Source organism: Pseudoalteromonas sp. SG41-1 (assembly GCF_014164575.1).
In the GTDB taxonomy this organism is placed as follows: domain Bacteria; phylum Pseudomonadota; class Gammaproteobacteria; order Enterobacterales; family Alteromonadaceae; genus Pseudoalteromonas; species Pseudoalteromonas rhizosphaerae.
Window position 1 is genome coordinate 1 of sequence record NZ_JACJFL010000065.1, and the last position, 19,168, is coordinate 19,168.

Below are 19,168 nucleotides of genomic sequence, written 5' to 3' on the forward strand. Positions count from 1 at the left end.
ATCAGCTAAAAGCAGAAACAAGCTTTAATAAAGGCATGCCCGCAAAACAGAAAAAAGCTATGCGCAGTACAGATTACCTTGAAAAGGTATTGAAATCATAGCCTTTTTTCATGCTCTTGCCCTGGGGAAAATACCATTCTTTTCATAATCTTCTACAAGTTCTTTAGCAAATTGATGCAGTAGAGGTGTTCTTTTTCCTCTAACAAAACTGTCTAACTCTCTTATTAATTCTTTGAACTCTTCATCAGTGGCTGACGTATTAAAATGATCTTGAGTCCCATTCTGCTTACCAACGATAAAGTTATCAAAGTAATCACTTTGGATTGTTAATGAGTGATGGAAACTGTCACCCTTTCGATTGAATTTAGTTGTTTGGAAATGCTTAGTTAAACCAGTAGATGATGTAAAAACATACCTAGATGGTTGGTTATTAGGGGCTGATTTCCAACGAATGTAATTAATATTAAATTTATAATCTGAAATGCATATTTCTTTAAAATCACGTTCTCCAACTAAGGCATCATAATCTAGAGGAACGCCATTTATTATTATGCTAAATCCTAAACTGTTATTTAGTTCCAAAAACCAGCAAAACTCTTTCTTTAAAAATTTTATGACATGTGATTCGAAGTACAGTTTAGAAAATTTCGCATCAAATCCGTGAAATGTAACTACGGTTTTACTTGTAGAGCTTGGAGAGTTTATTGGTGAGGATTCATTATAATCGTCTAGAGTATCACTATCGACTTTAATGGAATACTCTTGGTAAGTATTACCTTTTTTATATGTTGTAGTCCAAATAGCATTAGCAGAAAAATGATAAAATGTTAAACGCCCTAAACCATTCTTACCATGAAGTAGAGATGAACTGTTCGAGCTCAGTAGATCTTTTTTTTCTGACTTTAAGACTGGTTTAAACTTATCTTTTAACAAAGAAAAATCGATACCTGAACCATTATCAGAAATACTTAAAGAATTAATATTGCCAACGTCTTCATCAAAAGAAAAGTCTACTAATATCTGACTTGCGCCAGCATCAAAGCCATTCCAGATATATTCAGAAATTGCCTTAAATGATTTATATGATTTTAAACGATTTTTAATTCCTTTAGTATCAACTTCGACTTTTGCCACAATTCAGCTTCCCTACAATATTTTGAATCTATCTAATCATATTTTACCCAATAAATTAAGTGTTTATAACAAAATAAGATGCAAATGCAGAGAATCAGATCTTGTTTCTTGCCAAGACTAAACACCAATCTCAAGTTTAACACCCTCCCCCGTCATCACGCCCTGAGAATAAGCAATTGATGAGTAATGCATTTCATGGATGAAATGAAAGCCATGCTTGCACATGGATGTGCTTTCATGGCGTTTACGTTCACATCAATTGTGTTTTGAAGGATTAAGCGTGATGCTCGGGGCGCCGTGGGGTTCCAAGGGGCGGTCGGCGGCAGCCGCCCCTTGGTTGCCGCCAGCAATCTGGCAAAAAACCTTGAATAAGGTTTCTAATGTAGGTCGCGGATTTATCCCGATAAAAGTTAGCAAGTTAGCAATAAAAACCATCAGCCAAGGTGATACAACTTTTTGGGCTAAAGCCCAACCTACAAATTACACACGCCAGCAAACTTAGCGCCTACGGTGGTTAACTCTATCTACTGGTGTTAAATCATTCGTGGCTGAAGCCATCTCCTACAACAATACTTAACCTCGGTGCAGCGCGAAGCGCCTCTGAATTCTCGGTGGTGAAATTCACTTTTTCGCCCTAAAGGGCGACCTACAATTTAAACTAACCCTTTGGTTTTCGTCGCACTGAATCCCAGCCTACGAGCTTATATCGAAAGCTCCGTTCTCCTTTCTAACTCGCTAACTTTCCCCTCGCCTCTTGTTCCACGCACAAAAAAGCCGTTACATTGCTGTAACGGCTTTTTTAATTATTTGAGTTTAATCAAATGTAGATCATGAATAAAGTTTGCAACTAGTAGGTATTGTAACTCAAACACTTAGACTCGGCGTTTTTCAAATAAAAAATGCAACTAACCTGCCATTCAACTTTAATAATATGTGCTGAGCTTTAAATAAAGTTTGCAACTATAAATAAGTCATTCGGCACACATTGATTTTACCTTAACGCTACAACTGAGCATATTGCATGTTCTGATTTCCCATTAACTCGTATAAGCCTTTTAGGCTGGCTTCGGATTCTGGATCATCCCAGCCTCTTAGCCACCTTATTTTTATACCCAAATACTGCGCCCAAGCTACAGCTTTTTTCATTTCTTTATATTTACCATTTTTAGCACATGATTCAATGTACTGATTAACAAGTAGATACTGATTACAACCTGCACTATATTTTGCCTGATTAAAGGCTTTCTCATAGTAACCATATGACTTATCGAATGACTTATGAGTATAAAAGTAATTGGCATAACACCAATTTACTAACCAACTTAACACATCATCAAGCCCAGCTTTCCTCAACCGATTGTGATAATTATCAATGTAGCCCAAAGATGTAGGGCTCTTCTTTAATTTAAGGCCTTCACAAAATAGCTCAGGAAACTCTGATGGCATTCCTTTTACACTAGGTGTCATTCCTAGCAGAGTTAACACACCATGACCAGCAAATGTCCCAACATGAGCAATTACCAATTTTGATTTTTCTAATTCAGTTAAATTCGAAAAAGATTCACGCGCTATATAACTTTGTAATACCTTAGTACCGTGCCCAATATCTAGTGCATAATGCTCCCAATACCTAGAAACCTCATAAAAATAAAGCCGATTAATATCAACTTCACTCGTTAAACCGGTAGATTTTTTTAAACCCTTTATTGATTTATCTAACTTTGAATTTATGCGGTATAACCTACTAGATTGACCTTTAACATGATCAATGCAACTAATTAAAAATTCACGACCAAAATTACTTTCCAGTTCTCTAAAACAATAAGAAGAAACCCGCCCAATAAATAAGATTATTTTTAAGCGCTGCCTTTCTGATTTACTAAGTAACCTTCTCAAAGAGTCATTAGAAGGACACTCCAACAACGACAATGAATATTCCAAATTGTTGAACAGTGAACTAATGCTTGGAATTTGATCAGTTGTGCTCCAATGCTGAGCATTTTCTAAGTTCTGGTTTGCTCTATAATCATCCACACTTTTATCTGGGTAGTGAAATGATGATTGGCTAATAGATAAAGACTCATAAATCAGTTGCCATGCTTTCCTTAATGGCCAGTTAACATTTTGCCCTTCAATATCGGGCAAAGCCCATACTTTTAAGTTTGGTAGATTGAGTTTTGAGGCTGGCACATTTATTTTTAAATAGTTCTTATAAAAAGAAAGTAAAATCCGATCTAATAAATATTGTTGGATAAACCATTTTGAAGAGTTTCTTTTATTGAGATATGTACCATCATCAGCTAAAACACTTTTATAAGTGACGAGCAGCTCTTCAACAGCTTCTAATACCATAAAAATAACTCTCTCTTCACCTAAAGCACTTTCAAGCAATAATCTAAGTGAATCAATTAATTCTTCAAGCTTACCATCAATTTTCGAGCTTTCGTCAGCCAAACGTTTTAACTTGGTTTGCAGCTTTTTCTTGTTGCTCTCGCTCAAGAATGAATTACTTCTATCCTTTTGTGCCAGAAGCCCAGTAATATTAAAAATCTCACGAACGAGCTCACCGATAGTCGGGAATGTAGCTTTATTATTTTCCATTTAAATAAAGGGCCTCAAGGGCCCATTCCTTATTATTTTTTGCCACTTTTAGGAGCAGCATTACCTCTATCTCCACCTGATTTATTGCCTGTAGTAGATGGCCAGTTACCACCTGAGCCTGGATGACTAGAAGCGGGTTTTGATGAATTAGATTTTGCCATAATAATATCCTCAATAGTTAATAAAATAGAAACAACACTTCTGTGCTGATTCGAGTTTTACTATAACTTTGCTATTTAATTCTGACTTCTGGCATTTTGGAAACAAAAAAGCCAATTGAGATCAATTGCTAATTCCTCAATTTTCTCATACTATCAATTTGTTCACATACAGAGATTAAACATGGCCGATGATATTTTGACCATTCAAGAGGTCGCTACGTACTTAAAGCTAAATGAAAAGACAGCATACCGTCTTGCAAGCGAAGGCAAATTACCCGGCTTTAAGGTGGGTGGAAGTTGGCGCTTTAAACGCGTAGATTTAGAGCAATGGATTGAAGAACAAAAACAAAAATAAGGGATTATTATGATTAGGGCTGAATATCAACGCTTTATGCAAACACTACAGGGTCAAAATGCAACGGATTCTGTGCGCAAAGTAGCAAATATAGTTTCAGCCCATTTTGATGAATTACTGCCCTTATCTACTCACCAAGGGCAACGTATTCGTAAGATGGTCGAGCTATGCCAGGTCAATTGGGACAACTCGGCGACTAATATTCCTCCACTCGTAGAGCAAGAAGTGATACAAGAAGTGCCACTATCGCGTTTAAAAATCTTGGAGGTGGGACCATTTAGAGGGTTTGCGCGGAAAGAAATATTTGATTTAAATAGTCGATTGGTATTGATTTATGGTCCAAATGGAACGGGGAAATCAAGTTTTTGTGAAGCGCTAGAATTCACTCTTTTAGGTAACGTTGCGGAAGCAGACAGCAAACGATTTCGTGATCAAAACGAATATCTGAGGAATGCTTTTGTAAATCAGCTGGTAGCCCCCTCCTTAGTCGCGTGTGATATGCAAGGCAACGATGTCGCTATAGTTCCGAATGAGTCAGCCTTTCGTTTTTGTTTTGTCGAAAAGAACCGCATTGATAGCTTTTCCCGGATTGCTGCACAAGCCCCAGCAAAGCAAACCGAGCTTATAGCAACACTATTTGGTCTAGAAGCATTTACAGAGTTTGTCCGTAATTTCACGTCGGATATTGGTGGTCAGTATATCGATTTACAAGGCCAACTAGCATTACATCTAGCTCAAAAGGAACAAGGATTACAAGTGGCGCGTCAGCAAATACAGGCAAGCGCTACCGAACTACAAAGAATAGCTGCCGAAGAGTTAAAACTAGCCAATAGCTACAGACTTGGTATCAGCTTTGAACAATTGATTCTTGAACTAAACGGTAATGGTCAAGCTCTGGGTCGTATTGCACAGTTAGAGTCTGAACTACAGCAGCCACCTCCGCCTAAAAGCTACCTCATTGCTGCTACGTTTGAGGCGATAGGTAACGAAGCGTCAGCGTTAGTCAATGAATTAAGACAAAGCCAACAGCAACTGGCCGATGCAAGTCAACAAGTTTCATTTAAACAACTATATGAAGCAGTAGTGCAGGTTCAACAGAGCAGCCCTGGTTTGTGTCCGGCCTGCAAGACTCCATTGCAACAAGTTCAGGTAAATCCATACACAAATGCCGGACAAGAATTAACCAGATTGCAGCAGTTAGGTGAACTTCAGCAAAAAGTGGGTCAACTTGAACAAAACGCATTGCAAGCAATATTTAAGGTTGGGCAATCGCTGAATACCTGTCTGCAATTTTTCTCAGTGAATAACCCCTTAAAACCATTTGAACTGGTTAACATGCAGCCTGGGTTACAGTGGTGGAGTTCACTATTCACTCCGTTACCAGATACTTCTGTTGCATGGCAACACTTAACCAGTCAAATCCATCAACTAGAGACAAATGATAGGCTAGCGGAAGAAGCCATTCGACAGAGAGACAATAAACAGGCCGAATTAAATCGCCTCCGCAATATCGCACAACAAATAACAGTATTAGCAACGCAGAAGCAAACGGCCTTAGGTAACCAAGCTAACGCTCAAAGACTGATTGATAATTTTCAAAATGAAAATGCACAACTTATTGCAAACGTCGAAGCTGAAAGGCCTTCCATCGCACGGAATCATGAAATAGTAGCTGCATATGCGATGTTTGTTCAAAAGCTTACAAATTACAATAATAGCTTGCCCGCACGGTTAGTCGCTGACTTAGGAGAATTGGTTGTCCAATTGTACAACTCTTTCAATCGAAATGATGCTCAATCGGAACTATTGGCTGACGTAAAGCTACCATTAGCACCAAACCAACGGTTGCGAATAGCATTTCAAAATCAACCTGAACAGTTATTTGATGCATTGCATATCCTAAGCGAAGGCCACGTACGTTGCTTGGGCTTAGCCATACTGTTAGCTAAAAATTTGAAAGAGCAAGCACCTGTTTTAATTTTTGATGATCCTGTCAATGCGATTGATGACGACCATCGTGAGTCCATAAGACGAACTCTATTTGAGGACCAGTACTTTATGGACAAGCAAATTATACTTACGTGCCATGGTGAAGAATTTTTCAAGGATATACAGAACTTACTGCCAGCTGCGGATACTCGTAATGCAAGACTTCTAAGCTTCCTACCACGGTTAGGTGAGCAGCATGTCCGTGTTGATTTCAATTGTGCGCCTAGAAATTATATTTTGGCCGCTCGTAATCACATGATTAGAAATGAAGTGAGGGATGCGTTGGCAAAGTCACGACAGGGATTGGAGGCACTTACAAAAGGGAAAGTCTGGAAATATGTAAGTAGGTTCGGTGATGGAAACTTGAGTTTGAAGTTCCGTTCAGCATCTTCGCCAATTGAACTAAGAGGCTTAACCGAGCAGTTACGTAGCAAGATTGCTAAAGCTGACTTTTCTGATCCTAATAAAGCCAGCGTTTATGATCCAATAGATCAGCTTTTGAACCGCAGTGGAGACTCTCGAGAATGGCGTTATCTAAACAAAGGAACACATGAGGAGAATGATCGTCTCGAGTTTGATCGTCAAACGGTTGAATTAATTATTATGTCGCTTGAACAAATAGATGCGGCGCTGCAATAGCATATTTAAATAGGAATACGCATCATGGGGTATAGAGCAGAATTTACAGGATGGGACTCAATAACAATAGAAGATCTTCTTGTTGCATACCGAAAAGCAAAAGCCGACTGTTTCTTCGAAAACACCTTTCCAACAGCCATTAAATTCGCTGAATACGAGCAAAATCTACTCACCAACTTAAAAGCTCTGTTAGGTCAATTGCAAGCCGATGCTGGTTTTGCTGAAAATGTAGAATTACTTGGGGATTTTCGTTTACTGCCCAAGAAGCTATCCACTGAAAGAAAATCAGATTCAGGCGACAATGGCCATGTTCATTTCTCAAAACCTGATAGAGCGGTTGAAAGCCTGTTTAAAAATTACAATGTAGTGCCTGAGTTTAGAATTGTCGGCGACTTCCCTGTAAATACCCACATTATTTCTGCATTGTGGATCAATATGATTGGTCACAAGTTTGACGCCAAACTCGACGATAGCTGCTACGGAGCCAGACTCAAACGAATTAGTAATGATGAACTGATTACAGAAGATAATGAAAAGCCATTTCATATCAGCTCTGTAGGCTCTTTTGTACCGTATTTTCAACCTTACCAAAAATGGCGTAACGATGGCTTAAAAACAATAAGAGAAGAGTTGGAAAAAGACCGAGATATAATTGCTGTATCTCTGGACTTAAAAAGTTACTACCATTTTATAGACCCGCTAATTACCTCCGCTTCAGCACTTATAGAAGCTCTAGATTTGAACTTGTCTGATGAAGAAAAATCCTTCACTAAGCAGCTATCACTATTTCTTAATGCGTGGGCTAGCGGCGCCACCAAATTTGGTAAATCAGTAGGTGGCAAAAAAGCAAAAATAAGCGGCGGGTTAGTTATTGGTTTGACATGTAGCAGAGTCATTTCGAATGCTTTATTGCACAAGTGGGACCGGCTTGTTATCGAAAAGCTCTCCCCTATTCACTATGGCCGTTACGTTGATGATATGTTCCTTGTGTTGCGCGATACAGGGAAAATATCAAATAGCCAAGACTTTATGCTTTTATTACAAGAGCGAATGGGTGAAAAGTGCATTGCACAAAGTCCCAAAACCAATAAAGTGTGGGAAATTAATCAAGGCGACGACGTACAATGTAACTCCAAAATATCGCTTCAGTCAGACAAACAAAAATTATTTGTCCTACAAGGCCGTGCTGGCTTAGACCTGTTGGATAGTATCGAAAAGGAAATATACGAATTATCAAGTGAACATCGTCTCATGCCCTCGCCCGACCAATTGGAACATTCAACCGCAGCTAAAGTACTCTCTGCTGCTGGAAGTGTGGGTGAAAATGCAGATACTTTAAGAAGAGCCGATGGATTAACGATCCGTCGTCTGGGTTGGTCACTACAATTGCGTCATGTAGAAACCCTAGCTAGGGATTTACCGCCGAATCAATGGAAAGAGCAAAGGGAAGAATTCTACCAATTTGCCCATAATCATATATTGCGGGCAGACAATCTCTTTGCCCATTTTAATTATTTACCTAGATTGCTTGGATTTGCAATCAGCATGAATGAATGGGAACAAGCTGAACAAATCGCAGTGAAGTCCTATCAAGCTATAGATATACTAGCCAAAGAGATAGGCAGAGGAGAGAAAGTTCGAATCAATGGGTGTGATGCTAAAGTCTTGAAAGATCTTTGGGGTTACATAAAAGGTACCTTAACCTGGTTATTTATTGATGCCGCTACACGCTACCATGATCCAAGTAAACTATTCCTTGGAGAACGCTCGAGTAGGAAAAAGCGCCTAGCAAACTTGTTCTTAAAACAAATTGTCGAAACGCTCAGTGATTTTGAAACACTACTAAAGCTTAGTTTTGATGTAGCAGAGTTTGAGAATAAAGCCCCATTAGTCGCATCGGCAGATCTAGCAAAAGAAGCATACAAGCACATAATAAATAGTCGTTCCGCTGAGCAGTTAGTTGGTAAGCGAAATGTAAAAAAAGAAAAGCAAATTCTGAATTTGCTCGGTGATTCTGGGGTTATTGATGTACCTATATTTGAGCAGTTTATTAACTCTACCCGAAAAACGAGACTAGGCAACGTCACTAAAGGGCAAAAGAAAAACGACAGCTTCCTGCCGTATCTCTTCCCAACTAGACCTTTATCTCCACTGGAAATATCTGAGCTAGCCCCTGAATGTGTTGGTTTACCCTCTGCATCCGGAAAACCTCCAGTATTTGGCCCCTCTGTTACATGGGCAAAATACACGCAAGTACTTCGTGGTGTATGGATAAAGCCAACCCTACTTGCTGCTGAGCAAGATGCTGATGAAAAACCTCCAACAACCCGGAAGAAATTCATTAAAGTAGGTACGGACAGCAAAGATAAAGTGATCGTGGCGCTAACTAATCTTCGCACTGAGGACAACGACTGGGCATCGACAGCTTGCAACAAACCTAATTTAAGTCGGAAACGTTATCAAAAAATTTCTAAATTGGTTAACGATGTTCTGAAATTAAAACCAAAACCTGATTACGTACTTTTTCCTGAACTATCGATTCCGCTGAAATGGCTGAACAGTATTGCTGCTAGATTAAGTAGCGCAGGAATAAGTCTTGTTGCAGGAACAGAGTACCAACACGTTGGAGCTAATAAGATATACAGTGAGGCCTCAATGGTTTTGGCGGATAACCGACTCGGTTATCCCACCTTTGTCAAAATTAGACAACCTAAACTTGAGCCAGCTGTTGGTGAGGACAAAGAGCTTACTAGTAAGTTTGGTAAGCAATGGGACTCATTAGGAAAATCGCCAAAACCTGTATATATACATAACGGTTTTAATTTTGGTGTTATGGTTTGTTCCGAGTTACAAAATAGTAAAGCACGCGTTCGCTTTCAAGGAGCCGTTGATGCATTAATGGTGCTCAGTTGGAATAGAGATCTTGATACCTTCGCGTCTCTAATCGAATCTGCGGCTTTAGATGTTCATGCTTATACTATTTTAGTTAACAATCGAAAATATGGTGACAGTAGAGTACGCTCTCCAGCAAAAGAAGGCTTTCTGCGTGACATCGCTCGTTTAAGAGGCGGTGATAATGATTTCGTGGTAGCTGCTACTATAGACATTGCTACACTTCGAGCTTTTCAAAGTAGAGCTAAACGTTGGCCAGAAAATGGCGATAAGTTTAAGCCCGTACCTGAAGGCTTTCGCTTAGCAAATAACCGGAAAGTACTTCCTCCTAAATAAAACTGTATGAAAACAAAAAAGCGAACCAGAAGTGGTTCGCTTTTTTATTTTTACTGACCTCTAAATCCAACTATCGGTTGCAAACTTTATTCGAGTTGCAAACTTAATTCCGATAGTTGCATTCTTTATTCGCAACCTACATCAAAAAATTAATCTCTGTATGTCTCTACCGCTGGGCATGAACACACTAGATTACGGTCGCCGTATACGTCATCGATACGCGTTACTGTAGGCCAAAACTTGTTTTTGGCCACTGCAGGTACTGGGAACGCAGCGTAGAAGCGGTCGTATGCTCTGTCCCACTCGTTACCAAGTACGTCGCCTTGTGTATGCGGTGCAAACACTAGCGGGTTGTTTTCGATAGACCATTCGCCAGAGATCACTTTGTCGATTTCGCCTTTGATTGATACCATCGCTTCGATGAAACGGTCGATCTCAACTTTAGACTCCGACTCAGTAGGCTCAATCATCAAGGTGCCCGCTACAGGGAACGACATAGTTGGTGAATGGAAGCCGTAATCTTGTAAGCGCTTAGCCACGTCCATTTCAGTGATGCCTGAAAGCTCTTTAAGTGGGCGTAAGTCAACAATACATTCGTGAGCAACACGGTTGTTGCGACCACGGTATAAAATTGGGAAGTGCTGGCTTAACTCGTGAGTTAAGTAGTTAGCATTCACAATCGCCATTTCAGTGGCTTGTTTTAAGCCCTCTGAGCCCATCATGGTGATGTAAGCCCATGAGATAGGTAAAATAGCTGCTGAGCCGTATGGCGCTGCTGATACTGCTCCGTTGCCGATACTCGTACCAGGTACGTTAATTACGCTATGGTTAGGCATAAATGGTGCAAGGTGTGATTTAACACCGATTGGGCCAACACCTGGGCCACCGCCGCCATGTGGGATACAGAACGTTTTATGCAAGTTTAAGTGCGATACGTCTGAACCGATAAAGCCTGGGCTTGTTACACCTACTTGTGCATTCATGTTCGCGCCGTCCATGTAAACTTGGCCGCCATGTTGATGAATGATGTCACAAATTTCACGAATTGTTTCTTCGTATACACCGTGCGTAGACGGGTATGTGATCATGATACATGATAGGTTTTCTGATACTTCTTCTGCTTTCGCTTTAAGATCAGCCATATCAACGTTACCGTTTTTATCGCAATCAACAACCACAATTTTCATGCTTGCCATTTGTGCAGATGCAGGGTTAGTACCGTGCGCTGAACTTGGGATCAAACATACGTTACGGTGCGCGTCACCACGTGACTCATGGTATTTACGAATTGCGATTAAGCCTGCGTATTCACCTTGTGCGCCAGAGTTTGGCTGAAGTGAAACGGCGTCGTAACCGGTGATGTTAACTAACCAATCATGTAGTTCGCCCATCATAATTTGGTAACCTTCTGCTTGGTCTAGCGGGCAGAATGGGTGCAGGTTAGCGAACTCAGGCCAAGTGATTGGGATCATCTCTGCGGTCGCGTTTAGTTTCATAGTACATGAACCTAACGAGATCATCGAGTGGTTAAGTGCTAAATCTTTGTTTTCAAGACGTTTGATATAACGCAGCATTTCAGTTTCGCTGTGATACGAATTAAAGTTAGGGTGCGTTAAGATTTCATCATCGCGTTCAAGGTTTGCAGGGATTGAATCGCTACCGTTTGCTTCGATGTCTGCTGCGATTGCATCAACACTTAAGCCGTGGTCTTCGCCAAGAATGATATCGAACAACTGTGCTACGTCTGCGCGCGTTGTGGTCTCAGATACTGAGATTGAGTATTCGCCATCATGGTTAGTAGCAAAGTTTACGCCGTTTGCTACAGCACGTGCTGTTACGTCTTCTTTGTTATCGCTAACAACTGTTAGGGTATCAAACCAGGTGCTGTGCTTAAGGTTTACACCTTTAGCTTTAAGGCCTGCGGCTAAAATATCAGCAAAGCGATGAATACGCTGTGCAATAGTTTTTAAGCCTTGTGGGCCATGGTACACCGCATAAAACGCAGCCATGTTAGCTAGCAATACTTGCGCTGTACAAATGTTTGAGTTGGCTTTGTCGCGGCGAATGTGTTGCTCGCGGGTTTGCATTGCCATACGTAGTGCATCGTTACCTAAACGGTCTTTAGACACACCAATGATACGACCTGGTAATGAACGTTTGTATGCATCACGTGTTGCGAAAAATGCAGCGTGAGGACCGCCGTAACCCATTGGTACACCAAAACGCTGGGCAGAACCAAGTACTACGTCTGCGCCAAGTTTACCTGGTGCTTTTAATAATAATAAGCTCATGATGTCGGCTGCAACACAGGCAATCGCTTTTTTGCTTTGTACGCCAGCGATTAAATCTGTGATATCGACTACTTCACCTGATGTTGATGGGTATTGAAATAACGCACCAAAAATTTCGTGATTTACAGCGTCAGCAGCAGGACCTACAACAACTTCAAAACCAAATTGGTCGGCACGGGTTGCCACAACGTCAATAGTTTGTGTGTGTACGTCATCAGCGATGAAGAAGATGTTGGCTTTTTTAGCTTTAGATACACGCTTTGCAAGGCCCATGGCCTCGGCAGCCGCAGTTGATTCATCAAGTAATGATGCACTTGCTAAATCAAGACCGGTAAGGTCTAAGGTCATAGTTTGGAAATTAAGTAATGACTCTAAACGCCCCTGAGCAATCTCTGGTTGGTATGGAGTGTACGCTGTATACCAGCCTGGGTTCTCAAGCACGTTACGTAAAATCACGTGTGGTACATGAGTTGGGTGGTAGCCTTGACCGATGTAAGATTTAAACACTTTATTTTTGCTTGCTACTGATTTTAAGTAGCTTAGTGTTTCAACTTCAGTGCGGCTTTCGCCCACTGTTAGGCCTTGCTCTAAGCGGATGCTTGCAGGTACAGTTTGACCGATCAGCTCTTCAACACTCGATACTCCAAGAGCACTTAGCATATCGCTTACTTGTGCTGGGCTTGGCCCAATATGGCGGCGAATAAAATCTTGCGTTTGCTCTAATTGTTCAAGAGATTTGGCGTTTGACATTTGTCCAGATTCCTATGATCCAAAAAATAAATGGTTATTACTAATGGGTGACCAGTAATAACTTAAAAGCTTTTGATTTAATAACTTACAGTGTATGGAAAGTAAGCAGTAAAATCATAAAAGCCCCAATTATGTTAGGTATAATGGGGCTTTTAGTACGGCGATAAACTAATTATTAGTCTTCGTCGATGGTGTTTGCATAGCCTTCAGCGTCAAGCAAGTTTTCTAGCTCAGACTCGTCAGATGCTTTAATGCGGAATAACCAACCGTCGCCGTAAGCGTCGTTGTTAACTGTTTCAGGTGCATCTTCAAGGTCTTCGTTGATTGCAACGATTTCACCGCTGATTGGTGCATAGATGTCTGATGCCGCTTTTACTGACTCCGCTACTGCACAGTCTTCGCCTGCATCTACTTCATCGCCTACTTCTGGTAATTCAACAAATACCATGTCGCCAAGTAGTTCTTGTGCGTGCTCAGAAATACCTACAGTGAAAGTACCGTCACCTTCGTTGCGAACCCACTCGTGTGAAGAGGCATACTTTAACTCGCTAGGGATATTGCTCATTTTATTCATCCTTTGGTTTTGATACCAATCAACTTAAAAATTTAACCATTCTAGCGGTCTAAATAAAGCGCTAACAGCGTTATTAATTTATCAGGTAGAACAACTACATATCAAAATTAATGCCTTGTTATCACTCTATTTATCTGTCGCTATAACTGGTTAATAACTCAACATGATTGGTATTATTGGGTGATAACACCAAATTTTTTAATTAATACTTTAAAGTACAGACTTACCGTTACGTACAAAGCTTGGTTTAACTACTTTTACGTTAACTAATTTTTTACGCATTTCTACTTGAGCAGTTTCGCCAGTTGAACGTGGTACACGTGCAAGGGCAACACTAAAACCAAGTGTAGGTGAGAAAGTACCAGAGGTAATGACCCCTTCGCCACCATCAACAATTACTTTAGAACCACTACGCAATACGCCTTTTTCTTCCAGTACTAGGCCAACAAGTTTATCAGTGCTTTTGTCAGCGCGTTGCTGTACTAGTACGTCACGACCGATAAAGTCACGATCTTCAGGTTCCCATGCAATGGTCCACGCCATGTTAGCAGCAAGTGGTGATACGCTCTCGTCCATATCTAGGCCGTAAAGGTTCATACCCGCTTCTAAACGTAGTGTGTCACGTGCGCCAAGGCCCGCAGGCGCAACACCAGCATCTAGCAGTTGTTGCCAAAGATCCGCAGCTTGCTCGTTCGGTACAACAATTTCGTAACCGTCTTCGCCAGTATAGCCTGTTGTAGCAATAAATAAATCACCAGTTTGCACACCAAAAAACGGCTTCATATCTGCAACAGCTGCTTGTTGATCAGCCGTTAAGATAGTAGCAGTTTTTGCTTTAGCATTAGGGCCTTGTACTGCAATCATGGCAAACTCTGGGCGCTCTGTTACTGCAACGGCAAAATCAGCTGAAACTTTAGCCATGTGCGCTAAATCTTTTTCACGAGTTGCAGAATTAACCACTAAGCGATAATCAGTATTTGAGAAGAAGTAAATGATAAGGTCGTCAATTACGCCACCTTGCTCATTCAGCATGCCAGTGTAAAGCGCTTTACCAGGAACGGTTAATTTAGCAACATCGTTAGCGACTAGTTTACGAAGGAATGCTTGTGCTTGCTCGCCTTTGACATCAACAATAGTCATGTGTGAAACGTCAAACATGCCTGCATCGGTGCGCACTGCGTTGTGCTCTTCGATTTGCGAACCATAGTTGATTGGCATTTCCCAGCCATGAAAATCAACCATTTTTGCTTTTGATTCTAGGTGCTTTGCATGTAAAACTGTTTTAGAAGTCATAATATTCCTTCACTTTATAATTAACCCAAGATTGGGCGTGGCCTCAATTTAATGAGGGGGAATAACATGGGCGGCGATTATACATAAGTTGTAATGCACCTAACACCCAAATTGCGATTTGTTCTTACAAATAAATTACAAAAAGCTGGCAACTAAAAAATACGCTAGCCAGCTTATCTATTTATGTTCAAGCAACGTCTGGTAGTGACATATCAAAACCGCGTTGCTGTAAATATGTTTGCCATTTAGTCAGCTCTGGCGCTTTGGCCACCAGCTGAAAATACTGTATTGATTGTTTATCAATAGCGGTAATAAATACCTCACCACTTTGCGTACCATAACAGCTGTTGGTGTCTGACAAGCGCAGTCCAGGGGTGAGTTTAAATGCTTCGACTAAGGCGTCAAATGCTTGCTCACCAGATAAAGTTAAGGTCGCTAAATCAGTGCGTGTAACAAACTCAATATCGTAGCGCAGTTGCTGTTCACTGATCAGTGCTTGTAATTGAGCCGCTGCATCTGTGAGCAACACGAATCTAAACGCTGTTGCACTAAAGTAATATAACGCAAAGCTATAATTGCTATTTAGGTCGCCATCTAAGGTGCCTTTCACACCTAAACCACTGGCGGTTAGTTTGTTTAAATCTAACCCTAATATAGTGGTTAAAAACGGGATTGCTTCAGTACCGCTAAAATCGATCACTACGGTGTTTGTATTGACCTGTAGCATATTGCTATCAGCTGCTTCAATCTGGCTATGACGAGCAAACATTATCGGGCTAAAAGTCATTATCGACACCTATCAATCTTTAATTGCAAAAGTATATTGTGCAAGTCTAGCAACAACAAATTGTAATTATTAATCAATTGATAAATAATACTTATCAATCTACCCCCATAAATTGTAATTTTTAATATGAAAAATATCTCAACAGACAGCTTACGCACGTTAGTTACTGTGGTTGAAGTAGCAGGTTTTGCTAAAGCAGGTGATTTACTTGGCTTATCGCAACCCGCTGTAAGTTTACAAATAAAGCGGTTAGAAGAAATGCTCGGCCATAAGCTATTTAAAAAACAAGGTCAGCGCCAAGTGCTCAATCAATACGGTGAACTGCTGCTGCCGATGGCAAAGCAAATGCTGCTGCAAAACGACACCATTTTGCAATTATTTACTAAAGAGAATGTGACCGGTAAGGTGCGGTTGGGAATACCCAGCGAATTTGCAGCTCGGATCTTACCCGCTATTATCGGTGACTTTGTGGCACTTTACCCTGAAGTGTCGTTAGAGGTTAAATCGCGTTTAAGTAAGCATTTATTGTCGGTTTCACGAGAAGACCAGTTTGATTTAGTACTGGCGTTAAATGAAGATTTAAACTCTGAAAAATTCCCTGTTTTTATGCAAGACCAACTGGTCTGGGTTGGTGATTTATCAATAGCACAAAATGACGTTGTTACGCTTGTGACTGCACCGGAAGGTTGTATTTATCGACGCCGCGCCATCGAGGCATTGCAACTTGCGGGTATTAAGTACCGCATAAGTTATAGTAACGCTGATTTAACAGGCCTTACTGCGGCTTTAAAAGAAGGATTAGGGATCACCGTTTTGGCTAGAAGCACAGTACCTAATGAACTTAATTATGAGTTAAACACAGCTATTTTACCGAGCCTAGGTAAAATAGGTATTAGCTTAACAAAGCATGCAGAACAAGCCGAGCATGCGGTAGATAAACTTGCCGAGTTTATTGCATTACGCTTGACCTAATAGCTAACAAAAATCCGCCTTTAGTTACCTTTTGATAATTTAAATTAACGCAATTAATATAGTAATACAATATTGATAAAGGTGGATTTTCATTTTTGTATTCAAAAATTTACTTAACGATCGAGATTGTTACAAATAGGATTGATTCGTATTATTTTACATGTTTAAATTGCGCCAGTTAAAATTAGACATATACAGGATCAACAATGACCCCTAAGTTTATTGTTTCAACACTTTCGATGGCTGTTGCTTTATCACTAAGCGCTAATGCTGTTGCAAAGGATGCAACAAATAAAGAAAAGAACTTTGAGCAAATTACCGTAATTGGCTCGCAAGCTGCTATTAACGATATTCCGGGCTCTGCTACATTTATCTCAGACGAACAATTACAAAAATTCGAATTTACCGATATTTCTCGTGTTTTAGCATCTGTACCAGGTGTTTACGTGCAAGAAGAAGATGGTTATGGCCTGCGCCCTAACATTGGTATGCGCGGAACAGGCACTGGCCGTAACGATAAAATATCTGTAATGGAAGATGGCGTTCTCGTAGCACCCGCTCCTTACTCAGCGCCATCGGCTTACTACTTCCCTACTATGGGCCGTATGGAGTCTATTGAAGTATTAAAAGGCGCAGCCTCTGTTAAGTATGGCCCACGCACTACCGGTGGTGTTTTAAACTTACTTTCGCGCAGCTTACCGACCGAAGGTTCAACGGGTTTAGTAAACGCCGAACTCGGTAGCGATGGTTTTTATAAGGGCCATGCTTACTTCGGTAAAGAAAAAAACAACGCAGCCGGCCTTATTGAAGTTTTCAGCTATGGCGCAGATGGCTTTAAAGAATTACCTGTAGGTAGCGACAACACAGGCTTTGAAAAGAACGACGTTCTACTTAAATTTGGTTATAAGTTTGGTGAAAACAACGCGCATAACCTAGAGATGAAAATTAAGTACTCTGATGAACAATCTGATGAAACTTACATGGGTTTAACAGAAGAAGATTATAAAGCGTCACCAAACCGTCGTTATGCCGCATCACAAAAAGACCAAATGAACACGCAACATAATGCATACCAATTAAATTATGCTTATCGTTTTGGTGATGGTTATGAGTTATTAGCGACAGCTTACCTCAATGATTTTCATCGTAATTGGTACAAAGCGAGCAAAGTAAGTGAAAGCTATTTAGCACAGTACAGTGAGTTTGAAGCGGCACCAACAGCTGAAGGTGTTGAAGGCATTGGTATTAAAGCAAATAACCGCGACTACCAAGCCAAAGGTGTGCAATCAGAGTTGCACATTCCTGCGGGCGATCACTATGTGACTGTTGGCGTGCGCTACCACGAAGACGAAATGGATCGTTTTCAGTGGGAAGACAAATACACACTTAATCAAGATTTAAGTATGACCTTAACGTCTCAGGGCGTTCCGGGTTCTGACAGCAATCGTGTAGATAGTGCAAAAGCAACAACGTTATTCATTCAAGACCAGTGGTCAATCGATGCATTAGTGATTAATGCAGGCCTTCGTTATGAAGACATCACAATTACCCGCGTAGAGTGGTCAAAGTCTGATCCTAAACGTGAAAATGGCTTAACTAAAGACGTTTCAAACGATACACAAATCTTAGTGCCATCACTGGGTGCAACTTACACCGTAAGCGACAGCCTAACGCTACTTGCAGGTATTCAGCAAGGTTACGCTCCTGCTGCACCAGGTAATGCTGACCAAGAAGAAGAGGAAAGCGTAAACATTGAGTTTGGTGGCCGTTATAACGTTGCTGGTTTTAATGGTGAAATCATTGCATTCTTCTCTGATTACAGCAATATGCATGGAAATTGTACTGCATCTGTAGGCTGTAGTGATGAGAACATTGGCGACCAATACAACTACGGCGAAGTAGAAGTATCGGGCTTTGAGTTCTCTGCAGGTCGTATTTTCGAAACTAATAGCGCAACATTCCCTGTACGCTTAACTTACACTTATACGGATTCACAGTTTAAAAATGATTTTGCATCTGATATCTGGGGGCAAGTAAATAAAGGCGATGCAATGCCTTACGTTCCAGAGAATCAAATCGCTCTTTCATTTGGTGCCGTGCTTTCAAGCTTTGCATTTGATACGCAAGTGCGTTATGTATCTGACGCACATGCTGATTTAAGTGCTGACGGCTTGAATGCAATCGACAGCCGTGTTGTGTGGGATTTAGCCGCTAAATATTTAATTGATGACAAGCAAAAAGTATATCTAACGGTTGATAACTTGTTTGATAACACTTACATCGCTAACCGCGCAAACGGTGGTATTCAACCAGGTAAACCTCGCACCCTACAACTAGGTTACAGCTACGCTTTCTAGGCTAAAGGCTAAAGGCTAAAGGCTAAAGGCTAAAGGC

The 19,168-nt window shown here is 40.8% G+C and carries 13 protein-coding genes; 6 read left to right on the top strand and 7 right to left on the bottom strand.

Translation table 11 applies throughout. The features are described 5' to 3' along the window. Nucleotides 1-108: 108 nt before the first annotated feature. Nucleotides 109-1,134: an ATP-binding protein gene (locus H5203_RS21005; protein WP_182820238.1), complete on the bottom strand. Its 1,026-nt coding sequence runs from the start codon at nt 1,132-1,134 to the stop codon at nt 109-111. A gap of 223 nt (nt 1,135-1,357) precedes the next feature. Between H5203_RS21005 and H5203_RS21010 the strand changes: the two genes are divergently transcribed. Continuing rightward, the gene (locus H5203_RS21010; RefSeq protein ID WP_145241854.1) at nt 1,358-1,636 is read left to right on the top strand and encodes a hypothetical protein; all 279 of its coding nucleotides are present in this window, start codon (nt 1,358-1,360) and stop codon (nt 1,634-1,636) included. Between the two features lie 500 nt (nt 1,637-2,136). On the opposite strand, the gene H5203_RS21015 is transcribed toward H5203_RS21010, so the two are convergent. Together H5203_RS21015 and H5203_RS23045 are read right to left on the bottom strand one after the other, a co-directional pair. Next, complete coding sequence (locus tag H5203_RS21015; protein ID WP_182820239.1) at nt 2,137-3,735, bottom strand: hypothetical protein; 1,599 nt, start codon at nt 3,733-3,735, stop codon at nt 2,137-2,139. 32 nt (nt 3,736-3,767) lie between these two features. Continuing rightward, on the bottom strand, nt 3,768-3,896 hold the full coding sequence (locus H5203_RS23045; protein ID WP_259401988.1) for a hypothetical protein: 129 nt from the start codon (nt 3,894-3,896) through the stop codon (nt 3,768-3,770). Nucleotides 3,897-4,077: 181 nt separating this feature from the next. Between H5203_RS23045 and H5203_RS21020 the strand changes: the two genes are divergently transcribed. Genes H5203_RS21020 through H5203_RS21030 form a run of 3 tightly spaced genes read left to right on the top strand, consistent with a single transcriptional unit; the run spans nt 4,078 to nt 10,107 of the window. Next, nucleotides 4,078-4,251, top strand: coding sequence for a methylation-associated defense system helix-turn-helix domain-containing protein MAD1 (locus H5203_RS21020; RefSeq protein ID WP_058428373.1), 174 nt, complete (start codon nt 4,078-4,080; stop codon nt 4,249-4,251). Nucleotides 4,252-4,260: 9 nt separating this feature from the next. Next, nucleotides 4,261-6,879 (top strand): AAA family ATPase, encoded by a 2,619-nt coding sequence (locus tag H5203_RS21025; protein WP_182820240.1) that lies wholly within the window; start codon nt 4,261-4,263, stop codon nt 6,877-6,879. Nucleotides 6,880-6,903: 24 nt separating this feature from the next. Then, nucleotides 6,904-10,107, top strand: a complete 3,204-nt coding sequence (locus tag H5203_RS21030; protein WP_182820241.1) for a hypothetical protein — start codon at nt 6,904-6,906, stop codon at nt 10,105-10,107. A 149-nt stretch (nt 10,108-10,256) separates the two neighbouring features. On the opposite strand, the gene gcvP is transcribed toward H5203_RS21030, so the two are convergent. The 4 genes from gcvP to H5203_RS21050 form a co-directional block, all read right to left on the bottom strand. Beyond that, nucleotides 10,257-13,148 (bottom strand): aminomethyl-transferring glycine dehydrogenase, encoded by a 2,892-nt coding sequence (gene gcvP, locus H5203_RS21035; RefSeq protein ID WP_182820242.1) that lies wholly within the window; start codon nt 13,146-13,148, stop codon nt 10,257-10,259. A 175-nt stretch (nt 13,149-13,323) separates the two neighbouring features. Continuing rightward, complete coding sequence (gene gcvH, locus H5203_RS21040; protein WP_145241859.1) at nt 13,324-13,713, bottom strand: glycine cleavage system protein GcvH; 390 nt, start codon at nt 13,711-13,713, stop codon at nt 13,324-13,326. A 219-nt stretch (nt 13,714-13,932) separates the two neighbouring features. After that, a complete protein-coding gene (gene gcvT / locus H5203_RS21045; RefSeq protein WP_145241861.1) occupies nt 13,933-15,015 on the bottom strand; it encodes a glycine cleavage system aminomethyltransferase GcvT in 1,083 nt (360 codons plus the stop codon). 187 nt (nt 15,016-15,202) lie between these two features. After that, nucleotides 15,203-15,802 carry a hypothetical protein gene (locus tag H5203_RS21050; RefSeq protein ID WP_182820243.1) on the bottom strand — a complete coding sequence of 200 codons (600 nt, stop codon included), beginning with the start codon at nt 15,800-15,802 and terminating at the stop codon, nt 15,203-15,205. Nucleotides 15,803-15,928: 126 nt separating this feature from the next. Here H5203_RS21050 and H5203_RS21055 point away from each other — a divergent pair, with 126 nt between their 5' ends. Together H5203_RS21055 and H5203_RS21060 are read left to right on the top strand one after the other, a co-directional pair. Further along, a complete protein-coding gene (locus H5203_RS21055) occupies nt 15,929-16,774 on the top strand; it encodes a LysR family transcriptional regulator (RefSeq protein WP_145241866.1) in 846 nt (281 codons plus the stop codon). Nucleotides 16,775-16,980: 206 nt separating this feature from the next. After that, on the top strand, nt 16,981-19,131 hold the full coding sequence (locus H5203_RS21060) for a TonB-dependent receptor domain-containing protein (protein WP_182820244.1): 2,151 nt from the start codon (nt 16,981-16,983) through the stop codon (nt 19,129-19,131). The last annotated feature ends 37 nt before the right edge of the window (nt 19,132-19,168 follow it).